The organism is Pectinatus frisingensis (genome assembly GCF_015732285.1).
GTDB classification, from domain to species: Bacteria; Bacillota; Negativicutes; order Selenomonadales; family Selenomonadaceae; genus Pectinatus; species Pectinatus frisingensis.
This window is the reverse complement of the sequence record NZ_WIQU01000014.1, coordinates 22,992-37,879: the sequence shown is the minus strand read 5'-3', so window position 1 is coordinate 37,879 and position 14,888 is coordinate 22,992. Positions and strand designations below refer to the sequence as shown.

Below are 14,888 nucleotides of genomic sequence, written 5' to 3'. Positions count from 1 at the left end.
AAATATCAAAATGAATATTAATTTATATCTTAAAAATGCGCATGTTTTTAATGTATATTTGAAAAAATTTATATATGCTAATATTGCAATTTCCGGAAACCAGTTTTTATATATAGGTGCGGAAAAGACTCCGACTGTACCGGATAAAATAATTGATTTGCAAGGGAAATATGTTGTTCCGGGCATGATTGACTGCCACATGCATATTGAAAGTTCTATGGCGGCACCGCGCACTTTTATGAAAGGTTCTGTCAAAAACGGTGTGACCACCCTGATTGCTGAGCCTCATGAAATCGCAAATGTTTTTGGCCTTGAGGGGATCAGGGCTATGGCAGAAACACTGAAAGCTGGTCCGGCAGATGTTTATATTGCTATTCCCAGCTGTGTTCCATCTACCAATGAAATGCTGGAAACAACAGGTGCTGTCATTGATTCTGCAACAGTAAAAGAAATGATGCGTATGGATCATGTTATCTGCCTCGGTGAAGTTATGAATGGGCATGATTTGCTTAAAGGACCAGACACACGTACAAGCCGGCTGGTTAAACAAGTGAGAGCAGAACGTCCTGATTTCCCATTGGAAGGACATTTACCACGTTTTTTAGGCTGGGATTTGGCACAGATCCTTTTTAGCGGTGTCGGCTCCGACCATACAGATCAATCACTCGACACGGTAAAGGAAAGGATTGCTAATGGCTGTTTTATTCAACTTCAGGAAAAAACACTGCGCAGTGATATTATCCGATACCTCATCGACAATAATCTTTTTGAACATTTTGCAATTGTCACGGATGATACTATGCCGGATGCCTTTATAGAACGCGGGACCCTTAATTTTTTAGTTAAAAAAGCTATGAAATTAGGAATGACACCTGAACAAGCCATTTATGCCGTGACATATACACCGGCCTGTCATATGGGATTGCGTGATAAAGGCAGCATAGCCCCCGGAAAAATCGCAGATTTCGCTATAATTGATGATCCTTGTAATTTTAATATACTCCGTACATATTGCGCCGGGAAAGAAGTTTATAATCACGACACTGTTGAAAGGGAAAAAACTGATACGTCTTTCCCCAAACATTTTTACCATAGTGTGCATGTTCCTTTGCTGCAGGAGGATAGCTTTTGCCTTTCTTACAATGTTGCGGGCAATACCAAGGTTCGCTGCCGGCTTCTTGTTGTCAGCAGGGACACAACTTTTGTAAAGGAAAGCACTGTGGAATTACCTGTACGAAATCATCAAATTGACTGGGAAAATAGTCCTTATAATTTGGCTGTTGTTATTGAACGCCATGGAAAAAACGGTGGGCGCGGATATGCACTTGTAGGCGGCAGCTGCTTAAAACGTGGTGCGGCAGCGACAACTTACGCCCATGACCATCATAATTTGCTGGTAATCGGTCAAAATAAAAAAGATATGACGATCGCCGCTAACACCATTATAAAAAATCAAGGTGGTTATGTCGCTGTATTGAATGATAAGATAGAAGCTTTTGCACCGCTTCCTATTGCCGGGATCCTTTCTGATCAACCGCTGCCGGTATTGGGCGGGCAGATAAAACAAGTCCGCCAATCGCTGGAACAACTTGGGTATGAACATAATAACGTTATTATGTCGCTGAGTACTTTGTCCCTTCCCGTAAGTCCTTTTTTTAAATTGACAGATAGGGGAATTATTGATGTGCAAAGACAAAAAATTGTTCCTTTAATGGTATGAGTGTCATTCTTATTTATAGGAATATGATTTTAAGTTTATTTTGAAGATTGTTGCGCGGGCAGTGATAAGAATGTCAGGTTTATTTACAAAGTGCCCGATGTGATGATTCAATTTACAGAATATGAATATATTTCTTTCGCTTTAAAAAGTTTAAATAATGTGATTTAATGGGAGATGGTCATGTGATAGAGGGTATCAGTCATATAACTTTTATTGTCAAAGACCTTATACTTGCAACCAAATTTTTTAACCAAATATTTAATGCAGAAGAAGTTTATTCCAGTGGGGATAATACATTTTCGATATCAAAAGAGAAATTTTTCGTAATCGGCGGGCAATGGATCGCGATTATGGAAGGGAAATCACTTTTAACACGAACTTATAACCATATTGCATTTAAAATACCGGAGACTGAATTTGAAATATATGAATCACGGATTCGACAATTGGGAGTGGAATTTAAACCATCACGTCCACGCATATACGGTGAAGGGAAATCATTATACTTTTACGATTTTGATAATCATTTGTTTGAAATACATACCGGAACACTTTCACAACGATTAAAAAGATATAAAATGAAATAATAAGGTTATCAGCATTTCATTTAAATATCAAGTTGATGCTGTACTTTGGATTATAAAGAAAATTACCATAATGGATGGTGGCTTTTGCAGCAGCAGACAGCAGTTTTAACAACTCATTACCAGAAATATTAACAGGAACTGTCCGGTTATTTTCTTTAGTGCTTATAGAAAAATCCCCTTTATATTCTTTGATGGCTGTTTCGTTGGGAATAGTACACTTCTTTGATAATAGTACATAGCCTGATTTCCCTTGCTAATACTCGTTGACAACTTTCATCTTGAATTCAAAACTATATTTTGCTATAAAAAGCTGACCCCCATAAGCTAGATTCCTCGGTCTAACTTATGGGTGTCAGTACACTATTTCGCAAAGGTTGGTGTTTTTATTTGATTACAAATTAAAATGATTATCTCCTGATTCGTTGCAAAAATTGCTGTGTCCGCTTTTCTTTTGGATTGTAGAAAATATCTTGCGGAGTTCCCGTTTCCAAAACTACACCATTTTCTATAAAATAAACTTTATTTGAAACTAATTCAGCAAAATTAATTTCATGTGTCACAATCACCATCGTAGTGCCTTCTATCGCCAGTTTTTTTATGACATTCAGCACTTCACCAATCAGCTCCGGATCAAGTGCTGATGTAGGTTCGTCAAGAAAAATAACTTCCGGTTCAGTAGCCATGGCTCTGGCAATGCCAACACGCTGTTGTTGCCCTCCTGATAGTTGACTTGGATAAAAATCATAACGACTTGCCAGCCCAACCTTCTCCAAAACAGTTTTACCAATAATTTCGGCCTCTTTAACAGGAATATTACGGGCAGTTATCAGTCCCTCAATTACATTTTCTAAGGCTGTTTTATTAGAAAACAAATTATAGTTTTGAAAAACAAACCCCGTGCGCATTCTAACAGAGCGCATTTGTTTTTTACTGACCTGCCCCAACTGCAAATGCAAATCATCAAATTGCAGCGTCCCCTGATCGGCCTTTTCTAAAAAATTAGCAATACGCAATAGTGTTGTTTTACCGGAACCGCTGGGGCCTAAAATAGTGACTACATCACCTTTATTGACCTCTAACCCAACTCCTTTTAAAATTTCTGTATTGCCAAATTTTTTATGCACATTTTCCAGTTTTAATATCATATTACCACTCATTGTTTAATTTTCTTTCACCGTAAATTTGCACTTTAGTCAAGACTGTGCAGAATAATAAATAAATAGCGCCAACCTCACAATATAAAGCAAATGGTTCATATGTCCTAGCCGCTATCCTTTGTGTAGCCATAAACATTTCCAGTACTGTTATGTTAGCGGCCAAAGATGTATCTTTTACTAAACTGATAAACGAATTAAATAATGGCGGAAAGGCAACCTTAAAAGCTTGCGGCAAAATTATTCTGTGCATTGTTTGTATAAAAGTAAGCCCCGCACAGTAACCTGCCTCTAATTGACCCTTTGGCACAGAAAGTATTGCTGCTCTGAGTGTTTCAGAGGTATAGGCTCCGACATTCAATGAAAATGCAATAATTGCTGATGGAATAGCGGCTAATTGTACTCCCAGTGACGGAAGACCATAAAATATAATATACAGTTGTACAAGAAGCGGTGTCCCTCGGAATATCCATATATAAAATCTAGCTATATGTTTTGCCACCGAAATATCAGCGATTTGAATCAAGGCCACAAAAATGGCTATAATTATTCCAAGGAAAAAAGAAATAAGCGTCAATGGTATTGTAATTTCAAGCCCCGGCACCAATATTTGCCAGAAAGAATTAATTAATAAACTTATAATTGAAGTATTCATAAAACACCTGATTATTCCTTAGATATGTCTTTACCAAAGTATTTGATAGATAATTGTGCCAAACTGCCATCGGCCTTTAATTCTTCTATAGCTTGGTTAATAACCTTAATCAGGTCTTCATTGCCTTTTTTTACAGGAATAGAATTTGCCAATGAATCTTTAGTAGTTGCTACAATCTTCAAATCAGCATCAGGTTTTTTCTTAATATAGTCCAAATAAGCAATCTCACCATTTATAGTAGCATCAGCACGTCCTGACTGAATCAATTCTACCGCCTGTTCAAATCCATCTACGCCTACCAAAACTGCTCCATATTTTTCTGCGTCTGCCCCCCAGTTACTGGTTAGACTTTGCGCCGCATTTTTACCTTTTATATCTTCAAATTTTTTAATATCCTGGTTTGCTTTGCTTGTGAGAAGCACACCATGCTCATAAATATATGGTTCAGAAAAATCGTATTTTTGTTTGCGTTCGTCAGTAGCTCCGACTTCGTTTACAATAATATCAAATCTATCTGCATCAAGACCAGCAATCATGGAATCCCACTTAGTTTCCACAAAAACTGGTTTTACTCCCAATTTTTGCGCAATCAGCTTGGCAACTTCAACATCATATCCGACTAATTCTCCTGATTCATCATGATATGTATATGGTGCATATGTTCCTTCTGTCCCTATTTTTATTTCTCCTGAAGCTTTTATTTTACTATAAACACTGTTGGTTTGAGCTGTTTCTGTTTTATTCGCACTGCTTGAATTGGTATTATCTTTGCCACAGCCTGTCAGCAATCCTACCCCTATTATAAAAATCACTAAAAGCTTCAAAATGTTTTTCTGCATGATAATCCTTCTTTACTATTTTATTTTTATATTAAGTAACCATAAGCTATAATGGCTGCATTATGTCATTTAGAAAAAAATAAAAGGCCAGGAAATTCATTATAAGAATTTCCTAGCCTTCAGTTTTCTGATTAGCCTTAAATATATTATTCCAATTATAATTTCTAAAAACTATAATGTCAATGATCTTATAGCAAAAAGTGTAACCTACAACCATTATGCAGTTCTTCGCTTTTCTAAAGGAAGGCAAAGAAAACGGTATATTGCGTATTGATATCCAGCCCTATTTGTTCCTTTCTGATAAATTTAGTACGATGCGGATATATTTGTGCATTCTAAAACAGTGACACCGTCTGCAGCATTGGAGCAGTTTATTATGTATATCCACAGACATGAAGGCAGATGAACAGTAAGATTATTGAGAAATAAATGTGTTTTTACTGAATTTTTCATATATATTCGACGATATTATATATAGTATTGTTGTAAATATTCACTATGTAGTATAATATTCCCATATACAATTAAACCTGTATTATAGAATTGTTGAGGAGGGGAATGTTATGGAAATATCTGATTATGAAGCACTCATTAAGTCAGCAGAATTTATAAGCAAACTTATTCCGCTGGATTGTTGTGTTATGATTTGTGATTCAAATGGTATTATAACTAAATTTGTATCAGCTAAATCTTTTGACATGAAGGTTAATGAGGGAACAGGCGTTGCCGAGGGTGGCTCTTTAGGTGAATGCGTTGCAAAAGGGAAACATGTAATGAAAACATTGCCAAAAGATGCTTACGGCGTACCTATAAGGGCAATAGCATTCCCTGTATTCGATACTGAGGGTAAACTAGTCGGTGGTGTTGCTACAGGGATAAGTTTGGAAAATCAGCAAAAATTAATGGATATATCGGAAACTATCGCGGCAACTTCGGAGGAAATAACCGGCACGGCGCAAGAATTGGCATCGACTGCTGAAAATTTGTCCAGTGGTTTGAAATTAATAAATTCAATAGGAATAATGATAGACCAAGAAATAGAAAAGACGGATAAAATTCTTGATTTTGTTGACAATGTAGCAGCAAATTCAAATTTATTGGGATTGAATGCGGCAATAGAAGCTGCCAGAGCTGGTGAGCATGGTCGGGGTTTTTCAGTAGTAGCTGAAGAAATCCGCAAAATGGCGAGTGACAGCAAGGATTCTGTGCAGGAAATAGATAAAATTTTAAATACAATTCGAAGCGATATGAAAAAATTGGATGATGCAGTTAAATCCAACAGGCTTCTATCGGAAAACCAGGCTGCAGCGACCAGTGAAATTTCTAGAACTATGGAAGAACTTTCTAAATCGATTGTAGACATAGAAAGTATTGCTAAAATTATATAATACTTGTAGTTTATGCCATAGCTGAGGACACTCTTTTGAGTGTCCTTTTTTGAAGCTTATTAAAATTAATAGGTAATATCGATGGCAAAAATATAGAAAAATAAATTATTATTACTTTAAATATTAGGCAGGAGAAAATAATTAATTTTATGCTGATACTAATTTAAAGGCTTAAGGCAGATTCAAAGCTTATATTATGCTGGACCTACGAAAGAATCAACATTAGTCGAGCTTGAATATGGTGGGGCTGAATCGAAATGATTGGTAAGTAGAATAGATGAAATAGGGATTGAAATAAAATTTGATAAAACCAATATTAGTACTGTATACTTATAACTATAATTAATTGTTGAGAGAGGCGGCCTATGGATATAGCAGTAGCTTTTAGTGACTGGCATTACTGGATAGAATTACTTATTGTTCCTTTTTTTATATTGATAGCAGCTTTTGTTATTGGCAAGCTAATAAATAAATTTATAAATAAAAAATTACATGAACATATCGAAAAACATACCTGGCCATATGTTTTCGCCAATGCTGTACGAGGGTTACCAGTGGCATGGTGTATGGGAGTGGGACTTTATTGGACAATTCACTCGATAAAAGGAATTGATCCGACGCTCAGTATGCTGTTTTCCACATTTTTATATGCTGTCATTGTATTTTCTGTAACGCGAGTTATTTCACGGACCGTATCAGGAATGATCGATCTGCATATTCAACGTTCTGAGGAAAATGTGCAGGCAGCATCACTCCTCAGTAATATAATTGCCTTCATAATATATGCAACTGGATTAATGATAATTTTGCAGTATTTGGGGATATCAGTAACTCCCTTTTTGACGGCATTAGGTGTTGGCGGTATGGCAGTGGCTTTAGGACTGCAGGATACTTTGGCAAATATTTTTGCAGGTATTCACATAATTTTATCACGGCAGCTGCAAATATATGATTTTGTTAAATTGAGCAATGGCAGTGAGGGACAGGTAGTCGATATCACATGGCGGTTCACTAAAATACAGTCAACATCTAATAACATTATTATTGTCCCAAATAAAGAAATCGCTTCTTCTACAATAATTAATTATAATATGCCAGCAAAAGAAATTTCTATTGGGCTTACTATAGGAGTAAGCTATGACAGTGATCTGGATTTTGTGGAAAAAGTAACTTTGGAGGCTGCCCGGTCTGTTTTAATAAAGATAGAAGGAAAAGTTGAATTTGAACCGGTGGTGCGATTTTTTGAATTTGCCGATTCGAGTATTAAATTTAATATATATGTAAAATCTACTAATTTTTTGAATCAGTACGTGATAAAACATGAACTGATCAAGGCGATTAGCAGCCGTTATCATCAGGAAAATATCAATATTCCGTTTCCTGTTCGTGAAATTATTTCTCATAAGTAAAGGCTATATTTCTTTGTATACAATGTTCTTGTGATAATGCTTAGAATATGCTATATTTAGATTAGTTCGTTTTTATGTACATTTATGAAAGGCAGACATAGTATGCAGGATTTTATGGCTGCACGTGGCCGGACAATTATAAGGACGATTGCTGTCATAACATTGATACTGGGCCTGGGATTGCATGTGAAATCGCAGCTTTATTTGCTTTTGGCGGTAATTGGCGGATATCTGACAGCGGTGTACTATATTTTTATGCTGGCGGTACGGTTGCAAAAAACGATCCTTTATCTGCCAAATAAAGCGAAACAGAAGGCATGGCTGGGAACGATAATGCGGTTCGTAATGCTTCTGTTAGTTTTTTTGTTGGCAGTAAAGCTGTCAATAAAGATCTTTTTGGCTGTTGTTATGGGCTTTTTTATCATGGATATCATAGTGTTTATTAATATAATAATATTTTCTTATAACAAGAAAGTCTAAATAGATTTATATCATTTTATATTTATAAAGTGATTATAAATATAATTAAATCATTATCCAAATTGACATGATGTTTATTTAGTCGGATAGACATCATTGCAGCATAAATGGCTGTTGGATAAAATCCATTGTAGGGAGTGGTTTTATGGTTGAAAGCGCGGCTCATGAATTTATGTTGTTTGGGTTATCCTTTAATGCGGAAACTTTGGAAATGACATGGATGGTCATGGCTGTAGTTCTTATTTTTTCTATAGTTGCTACCCGCAACATGAAATTGGTTCCAACCGGACTGCAGAATATTTTTGAGATGGTTATAACTGGTTTAAACGATCAGATTGATGCCAGTATTGGTAAGCGTGGCAGTTTATTTGCCCCGTTTTTAATCTCATTGTTTTTGTTTTTGCTGATTTCCAACTGGTGGGGATTGATTCCGGGGATGGCATCACCAACAAATACACTTAATACTAATCTGGGGTTAGCGTTATTGGTAGTTGTGATGCTGCATGTATTAGGTTTTTATTATAAAGGACCCAGATATTTAAAACATTTTTTTGAACCATTTGCCTTTTTTGTAGTAATAAAGCTTATAGAAGAAGTAGCCAAACCGATAACACTTGCCTTTCGTTTATTTGGTAATATTTTTGCGGGTGAGCTGCTCATCCATATCTTACCACACCTGCTTCCAAATATAATAGCTGAGGTTATACCCGGTGTATTATGGCTGGGATTCAGTGTGTTTGTCGGCGGGGTTCAGGCATTTGTATTCACGATGCTGTCTACTTCTTATCTTGCCGAAAGTATTAGAGATGAGGATGAATAAGGCCTCTGAAAATCTTGCACGGCATAAATACAATATAAATTTTTTACATTTTTAAGGAGGATTTTTTAATGGAAAGTTCAATCGCAATAGCAGCAGCATTAGTGGGAGTCGGTGTCATGCTGGGATTAGCTGCTTTAGGTGCTGCTTTAGGTGATGGGTTAGTAACTGGTAAAATGGTTGAAGGGATTTCCCGCCAGCCGGAAGCTAAGAGTACATTGTTTATGAATACATTGATTTCCGTCGGACTTATTGAATCAATGCCTATTATTTCACTGGTTGTTGCGCTTATTATATTGTTCGCGATAAAAGTTCTCTAAATTTTAAACATTGATTGAGTTTATGAAAAAGGGGGACAGGTGAATTGATTAATATTGATGGAACGCTTTTGGCGCAACTCGTCAATTTTATTGTACTGGTCATCCTGCTTAAGAAATTTGCTTATAAACCGATCATGAAAATGCTTCATGATCGTCAGGCTAAAATCGCCAATTCAATAGAATCAGCAGAAAATGACGAAAAGAAAGCCCAGCAGGTTTTAGGAGAATATCAAAAACAGCTCGCTGATGCACGTGTTTCGGCTCAGAGTATAGTTGATAAAGCTATGAAACGCGCTCAAGAAGAGCATGATGCTTCTATAGCACAGACAAAGCAGGAAATTGAACAAATGCGCAAAAATGCTAAAGAAGATATTGCACGTGATCGTGAACGTGCTGCCATGCAGCTCAAAGGTGAAGTGGTTTCTTTGTCCATGGCGGCGGCAAGTAAGATAATTGCTGTGAACATCGATGAATCTACCAATAAAAAATTGGTGGGAGATTTCATTGAGAAGCTCGATAAGGATAAGCTGGGTGGCTTATCATGTTAAATATTTTATTGGCAAAGAAATATGCTGCGGCTATGTTTGAACTGGCACAGGAAGAAAATAAACTGTCTCAAAGTGATGAACAATTGACTCAAATTGGAAGCTTGTTCAACGAATGTGTGGGATTGAAAGCGTTTATGGACAATCCGCAGGTTGCTATACAAGCTAAAAAAGAACTTATGAAGAAAATCCTGCCTGATGATTTTGATCAGTCAGTGGTCAACTTTATGCTGCTGTTGGTCGATAAACATCGCATAGCATTGCTGACAGAGATTATCACAAGTTTTCACGCTCTTTCCAATGAAGCACAAGGTATTCAGCTTGCCTATGTAAGAACGGCTGTAGCTTTGACAAATGACCAAAAGGCTGCCCTCGCAAAAAAATTGGAAAATGTAACAGAAAAGCACATACAGTTAAAAGAACGTATTGATCCGTCGCTTATCGGCGGTATCGTTATAAAAATAGGTGATAGACTTATTGACGGCAGCGTTGTAGGCCAAATCAAATCTATAAAGAAACAACTGATGGCAAATTGTTGATTGGGGTGACTAACTTTTTATGAAAATGAATCCTGAGGAAATAACAGCCATTATCAAGGATCAGATCAAAAACTATGATGTTGATTTGAATGTTGATGATGTCGGTACTGTCATGGAAATTGGTGACGGCATAGCTCACATTCATGGTCTGGATAAGGCAATGTCAGGCGAACTTCTTGATTTTGGCAATGATATTTACGGCCTTGTTTTGAATTTGGACCAGGATAGTGTCGGTGCAGTTTTACTTGGCGGCGAATATAAAATTAAAGAAGGCATGACTGTAAAACGTACGGGCAGAATTATGCAGGTACCTGTTGGTGAAGCTATGATCGGCCGTGTCGTTGATGCTCTTGGCCGGCCTATTGATGGTAAGGGACCTATTAACAGTAATGAAAATCGACCGGTAGAATACCCGGCTCCGGGGATTGCTGACAGGAAATCTGTACATGAACCACTTCAGACAGGTATAAAGGCAATTGATGCATTGGTTCCTATTGGCCGCGGCCAGCGGGAACTTATAATCGGTGATCGTGGTACTGGCAAAACAGCTATAGCTGTGGATACTATTTTGAACCAAAAAGGTGAAAATTGTATTTGCGTATATGTAGCCATAGGACAAAAAGCGTCTACAGTTGCCCGTGTAGTGAAAACTCTGGAAGATCATGGTGCCATGCAATATAGTATTGTCGTTGCAGCGACCGCAGCTGACAGTGCGCCTTTGCAGTATATCGCACCTTATGCTGGGGTATCAATGGCCGAGTATTTTATGTATAAGGGCAAACATGCTTTATGTGTATACGATGATTTGTCTAAGCACGCGGCGGCTTATCGGGCGATGAGCTTGTTGCTGCGCAGACCACCAGGGCGTGAAGCTTATCCTGGGGATGTATTTTATTTACATTCAAGGTTGTTGGAACGTGCTGCAAAATTATCCGATGAGCTGGGTGGCGGCTCAATAACGGCATTGCCAATAATCGAAACACTGGCGGGTGATTTATCCGGTTATATCCCGACTAATGTCATCTCCATTACTGATGGACAGATAATGCTGCAGACAGAAATGTTTTACTCAGGGGTGAGACCTGCTATAGACGTTGGCCTTTCAGTTTCCCGTGTTGGTGGCAGTGCGCAGATAAAGGCAATGAAACAAGTAGCTGGACGTATGCGTCTTGATCTTGCGCAGTATCGTGAATTGGCGGCATTTGCTCAATTTGGTTCTGATCTTGATAAAGATACAAAGGATCAGCTGGACCGTGGCGCCCGCATGGTGGAAACGTTGAAGCAGGCGCAGTATTCACCATTGAATGTAGCTGAACAAATATTGGTTATTTTTACAGCTGTACGTGGATTTTTAACTGATGTCCCAGTAGAAAAAGTAACGGTATTTCAACGTGATTATCTTAAGTTCATTAATTCATCGCATACTGAGTTGATTGAGCAGATCAACAAACAGCAAAAACTTGATGATAACTTAGAGGAAAACATCAAAAAGTCTATAGAAGAGTTTAAAGCATCATATACCGTTTGATATATTAGAAATGTTTTTGATAAATAATTGAATCGATATAAAGGCGAGGTGATTAACCTTTGGCCAGCTTACAGGATATCCGCCATCGTGTGAAAAGTGTAAAAAGTATTGAACAAATAACTAAGGCTATGAAGATGGTGGCATCGGCGCGATTGCGAAGAGCTCAGATGGCAGCTGTAGCCAATAGGCCTTATACTGAAAAAATGTATCAGGTTATTGGTGATATAGCTGCTAGTAATAATGGGCTCACACATCCGCTGCTGGAAGTGCATGATATGGGAAGAACACTGTTTGTCATACTTTCTTCCGATAAAGGACTGGCTGGCGCTTATGCCAGTAATGTTTTTAAAGAAGCGAAAATTCATGTTACAGGGACAGCTGAGGCAGAAAATTTTACGCTGGAACAAGAAAAAGCGGATAAAGCCAATGTTAGTAGTACATTTGTTTCAGGACAAAGCTCTGATGTAAACAAAAAATTTGTGACAGTAGATCCGGCCAGCCTTGATATAATAAGTGTTGGGCGTAAGGCAACAGAGCATTTTAAGAATCATGGCTACAATATTGTAAAAAGTTATACGGATTTTAGTGAACGGCCTAGATACGATGATGCGCGTAAGATTGCATCAGAAGTAATGGAGCAGTTTACAGAGGGTAAATACAAAGATGTATATATGATCTATACGCGGTTTGTCTCGGCGATTTCGGCTGTGCCGGAAACTGTGAAATTATTGCCATTGGAAAATATCGGTAAGGAAGAAATGCAAAAACCGTCGGCTGAATATATTTATGAACCATCGGCGGAAGAGGTGTTAGGTTTTTTATTGCCACAATATTTTGTGACAATGGTATATGCCGCATTATTGCAGGCAGCAGCCAGTGAGTTATCAAGCAGAATGACTGCGATGAGCAATGCGACAGATAATGCTCAGGATTTGATGGCACGACTGGATCTATATTATAATAAGGTTCGTCAGGCCAATATTACCCGCGAAATCACCGAAATTGTGGGCGGTGCAGAAGCACTGAAGTGAGGAGGTTTTTAATCGTTGGCTAAGGGTAAAATTGTACAGGTTATAGGGCCTGTAGTAGATATTGAGTTTTCTGCCGAAGAGTTGCCGTCAATTTTAAATGCTATTACCATAAAGGGTAAGTCCGGCGATATTGATATAAATCTGACTGTAGAAGTAATGCAGCACTTGGGTGATGGAATAACCCGGTGTATAGCAATGAGTTCTACTGATGGATTGACACGTGGTATGGAAGCTATTGACACTGGTTCGCCAATTAAAGTACCAGTGGGTGAGGAAACATTGGGACGTGTTTTTAATGTATTGGGGCAGACAGTGGATCACAATCCGGCACCTGTCGGTAATAAGGAGTTTTGGCCCATACATAGGCCTGCTCCGAAATTTGATGAACAAGAAACATCAACACAGATTTTGGAAACAGGTATAAAAGTTGTTGACCTTATTGCACCATATTCCCGCGGTGGGAAGATAGGTTTGTTCGGTGGTGCAGGTGTTGGCAAGACCGTTCTCATCATGGAACTTATTCACAATATTGCAACACAGCATGGTGGATATTCTGTATTCTCTGGTGTAGGTGAACGTACTCGTGAAGGTAATGATCTTTGGTCCGAAATGACGGAATCAGGCGTAATTAATAAGACAGCTCTGGTATATGGACAGATGAATGAACCACCAGGGGCTCGTATGCGAGTGGCTTTGACTGGTCTTACAATGGCTGAATATTTTCGTGATGTACAGCATCAGGATGTATTGCTGTTTATTGATAACATATTCCGCTTTATACAGGCTGGTTCTGAAGTTTCAGCATTGCTGGGCCGCATGCCGTCGGCTGTTGGTTATCAGCCTACTCTTACTACAGATGTAGGGGCACTGCAGGAACGTATTACTTCAACAAAGAAAGGGTCTATAACTTCTGTCCAGGCAGTATATGTCCCGGCGGATGACTTGACCGATCCGGCGCCTGCAGCTACATTTACTCATCTTGATGCAACAACGGTATTATCACGTCAGATCGCTGAACTGGGGATATATCCGGCAGTTGATCCGCTTGACTCCACTTCACGCATTCTGGATCCGCATGTAATTGGGGAAGACCATTATGAAGTTGCCCGCGGAGTTCAGGCTGTATTGCAGAAGTACAAGGAATTACAGGATATAATAGCCATTCTGGGTATGGAAGAATTGTCTGATGCAGATAAACTTACAGTTGCCAGGGCTCGTAAAATCCAGAGATTTTTGAGCCAGCCATTTTTCGTGGCCGAACAATTTACCGGAAGTCCCGGCAAATATGTTCCGCTTAAAGAAACTATTCGCGGTTTTAAGGAAATATTGGAAGGTAAATACGATGATCTGCCGGAAAGTGCATTTTATATGGTCGGCAGTATAGATGAAGCCGTAGAAGCAGCAAAAAAATCAAAACAGGAGGCATAATCCATGGCGACAGTTAATTTGGAAATTGTTACTCCTAATAAAAAAGTTTATTCTGAGAATATTGGAATGGCCATTGTTCGTTCCACAGGCGGTGAGCTAGGTATTTTACCCAAACACGCTCCGTTAGTGACAGGTATTTTGCCACACGCTATGCGTGTGAAAAAAGAAGACAGCAGTGAAGAACTCATTGCTGTCTGTGGTGGATTTATGGAAGTGAAGCCTGATAAAATCACAGTCCTGGCATCTGCAGCTGAACTGCCAATAAATATCGATGTCAATCGTGCCAAAAAAGCATATGATAGGGCAAAGGAACGGCTTGATACGCTGCAAAAATCTCAGGAAGAATATAAAAACATTGATTCAATGCGTGCGCAAGCTGCTTTGGAACGTGCAAAAGCACGGTTAAAGGCTACAAAAAATCCTATAGATTAGCTTTGTAACGGAGTAA

16 protein-coding genes are annotated in these 14,888 nt (G+C 38.4%); 13 read left to right on the top strand and 3 right to left on the bottom strand.

The window, feature by feature from the left end; translation table 11 throughout:
• Positions 1 to 10: 10 nt before the first annotated feature.
• Both I6751_RS01435 and fosX read left to right on the top strand, forming a co-directional pair.
• Positions 11 to 1,720, top strand: coding sequence for an adenine deaminase C-terminal domain-containing protein (locus I6751_RS01435; RefSeq protein ID WP_196590198.1), 1,710 nt, complete (start codon positions 11 to 13; stop codon positions 1,718 to 1,720).
• A 182-nt stretch (positions 1,721 to 1,902) separates the two neighbouring features.
• Positions 1,903 to 2,307 carry a FosX/FosE/FosI family fosfomycin resistance hydrolase gene (gene fosX, locus I6751_RS01430; RefSeq protein ID WP_330998185.1) on the top strand — a complete coding sequence of 135 codons (405 nt, stop codon included), beginning with the start codon at positions 1,903 to 1,905 and terminating at the stop codon, positions 2,305 to 2,307.
• 407 nt (positions 2,308 to 2,714) lie between these two features.
• Here the strand turns inward: fosX and I6751_RS01425 are convergent, their stop codons facing one another.
• The 3 genes from I6751_RS01425 to I6751_RS01415 are packed head-to-tail and all read right to left on the bottom strand — an operon-like array spanning position 2,715 to position 4,955.
• Positions 2,715 to 3,452, bottom strand: a complete 738-nt coding sequence (locus I6751_RS01425; RefSeq protein WP_231037770.1) for an amino acid ABC transporter ATP-binding protein — start codon at positions 3,450 to 3,452, stop codon at positions 2,715 to 2,717.
• 1 nt (position 3,453) lies between these two features.
• Positions 3,454 to 4,116, bottom strand: a complete 663-nt coding sequence (locus tag I6751_RS01420; RefSeq protein ID WP_196590199.1) for an amino acid ABC transporter permease — start codon at positions 4,114 to 4,116, stop codon at positions 3,454 to 3,456.
• 11 nt (positions 4,117 to 4,127) lie between these two features.
• The gene (locus I6751_RS01415) at positions 4,128 to 4,955 is read right to left on the bottom strand and encodes an amino acid ABC transporter substrate-binding protein (RefSeq protein WP_196590201.1); all 828 of its coding nucleotides are present in this window, start codon (positions 4,953 to 4,955) and stop codon (positions 4,128 to 4,130) included.
• Between the two features lie 563 nt (positions 4,956 to 5,518).
• Here I6751_RS01415 and I6751_RS14020 point away from each other — a divergent pair.
• The 11 genes from I6751_RS14020 to I6751_RS01360 all read left to right on the top strand — a co-directional run bounded on the left by I6751_RS14020 (position 5,519) and on the right by I6751_RS01360 (position 14,872).
• The gene (locus I6751_RS14020; protein ID WP_196590203.1) at positions 5,519 to 6,343 is read left to right on the top strand and encodes a methyl-accepting chemotaxis protein; all 825 of its coding nucleotides are present in this window, start codon (positions 5,519 to 5,521) and stop codon (positions 6,341 to 6,343) included.
• 365 nt (positions 6,344 to 6,708) lie between these two features.
• Positions 6,709 to 7,752: a mechanosensitive ion channel family protein gene (locus I6751_RS01405; RefSeq protein ID WP_196590204.1), complete on the top strand. Its 1,044-nt coding sequence runs from the start codon at positions 6,709 to 6,711 to the stop codon at positions 7,750 to 7,752.
• Between the two features lie 102 nt (positions 7,753 to 7,854).
• Positions 7,855 to 8,232 (top strand): hypothetical protein, encoded by a 378-nt coding sequence (locus I6751_RS01400; protein WP_196590206.1) that lies wholly within the window; start codon positions 7,855 to 7,857, stop codon positions 8,230 to 8,232.
• Between the two features lie 145 nt (positions 8,233 to 8,377).
• The gene (gene atpB, locus I6751_RS01395; protein WP_196590208.1) at positions 8,378 to 9,052 is read left to right on the top strand and encodes a F0F1 ATP synthase subunit A; all 675 of its coding nucleotides are present in this window, start codon (positions 8,378 to 8,380) and stop codon (positions 9,050 to 9,052) included.
• A gap of 68 nt (positions 9,053 to 9,120) precedes the next feature.
• The gene (gene atpE / locus I6751_RS01390; protein WP_196590210.1) at positions 9,121 to 9,369 is read left to right on the top strand and encodes a F0F1 ATP synthase subunit C; all 249 of its coding nucleotides are present in this window, start codon (positions 9,121 to 9,123) and stop codon (positions 9,367 to 9,369) included.
• A 44-nt stretch (positions 9,370 to 9,413) separates the two neighbouring features.
• Complete coding sequence (gene atpF / locus I6751_RS01385) at positions 9,414 to 9,917, top strand: F0F1 ATP synthase subunit B (RefSeq protein ID WP_196590212.1); 504 nt, start codon at positions 9,414 to 9,416, stop codon at positions 9,915 to 9,917.
• Entirely contained in the window at positions 9,911 to 10,453 is a 543-nt protein-coding gene (atpH, locus tag I6751_RS01380; RefSeq protein ID WP_196590214.1) for an ATP synthase F1 subunit delta, read from the top strand. The genes atpF and atpH overlap by 7 nt, the downstream gene beginning before the upstream one ends.
• 19 nt (positions 10,454 to 10,472) lie before the next feature.
• Positions 10,473 to 11,981 (top strand): F0F1 ATP synthase subunit alpha, encoded by a 1,509-nt coding sequence (atpA, locus tag I6751_RS01375; protein ID WP_196590216.1) that lies wholly within the window; start codon positions 10,473 to 10,475, stop codon positions 11,979 to 11,981.
• A gap of 59 nt (positions 11,982 to 12,040) precedes the next feature.
• Positions 12,041 to 13,012, top strand: coding sequence for an ATP synthase F1 subunit gamma (gene atpG, locus I6751_RS01370; protein WP_196590218.1), 972 nt, complete (start codon positions 12,041 to 12,043; stop codon positions 13,010 to 13,012).
• Between the two features lie 15 nt (positions 13,013 to 13,027).
• Positions 13,028 to 14,440 carry a F0F1 ATP synthase subunit beta gene (gene atpD / locus I6751_RS01365; RefSeq protein WP_196590220.1) on the top strand — a complete coding sequence of 471 codons (1,413 nt, stop codon included), beginning with the start codon at positions 13,028 to 13,030 and terminating at the stop codon, positions 14,438 to 14,440.
• 3 nt (positions 14,441 to 14,443) lie between these two features.
• Entirely contained in the window at positions 14,444 to 14,872 is a 429-nt protein-coding gene (locus I6751_RS01360; protein WP_196590222.1) for a F0F1 ATP synthase subunit epsilon, read from the top strand.
• Positions 14,873 to 14,888 lie beyond the last annotated feature (16 nt).

Excerpts from the sequence above, each read along its gene's own strand:
- I6751_RS01435 (WP_196590198.1), top strand. The coding sequence starts at position 11 with ATGAATATTAATTTATATCTTAAAAATGCGCATGTTTTTAATGTATAT.
- I6751_RS01425 (WP_231037770.1), bottom strand. The coding sequence starts at position 3,452 with ATGATATTAAAACTGGAAAATGTGCATAAAAAATTTGGCAATACAGAA.
- I6751_RS01420 (WP_196590199.1), bottom strand. The coding sequence starts at position 4,116 with ATGAATACTTCAATTATAAGTTTATTAATTAATTCTTTCTGGCAAATA.
- I6751_RS01415 (WP_196590201.1), bottom strand. The coding sequence starts at position 4,955 with ATGCAGAAAAACATTTTGAAGCTTTTAGTGATTTTTATAATAGGGGTA.
- I6751_RS14020 (WP_196590203.1), top strand. The coding sequence starts at position 5,519 with ATGGAAATATCTGATTATGAAGCACTCATTAAGTCAGCAGAATTTATA.
- I6751_RS01405 (WP_196590204.1), top strand. The coding sequence starts at position 6,709 with ATGGATATAGCAGTAGCTTTTAGTGACTGGCATTACTGGATAGAATTA.
- I6751_RS01400 (WP_196590206.1), top strand. The coding sequence starts at position 7,855 with ATGCAGGATTTTATGGCTGCACGTGGCCGGACAATTATAAGGACGATT.
- atpB (WP_196590208.1), top strand. The coding sequence starts at position 8,378 with ATGGTTGAAAGCGCGGCTCATGAATTTATGTTGTTTGGGTTATCCTTT.
- atpE (WP_196590210.1), top strand. The coding sequence starts at position 9,121 with ATGGAAAGTTCAATCGCAATAGCAGCAGCATTAGTGGGAGTCGGTGTC.
- atpH (WP_196590214.1), top strand. The coding sequence starts at position 9,911 with ATGTTAAATATTTTATTGGCAAAGAAATATGCTGCGGCTATGTTTGAA.
- atpA (WP_196590216.1), top strand. The coding sequence starts at position 10,473 with ATGAAAATGAATCCTGAGGAAATAACAGCCATTATCAAGGATCAGATC.
- I6751_RS01360 (WP_196590222.1), top strand. The coding sequence starts at position 14,444 with ATGGCGACAGTTAATTTGGAAATTGTTACTCCTAATAAAAAAGTTTAT.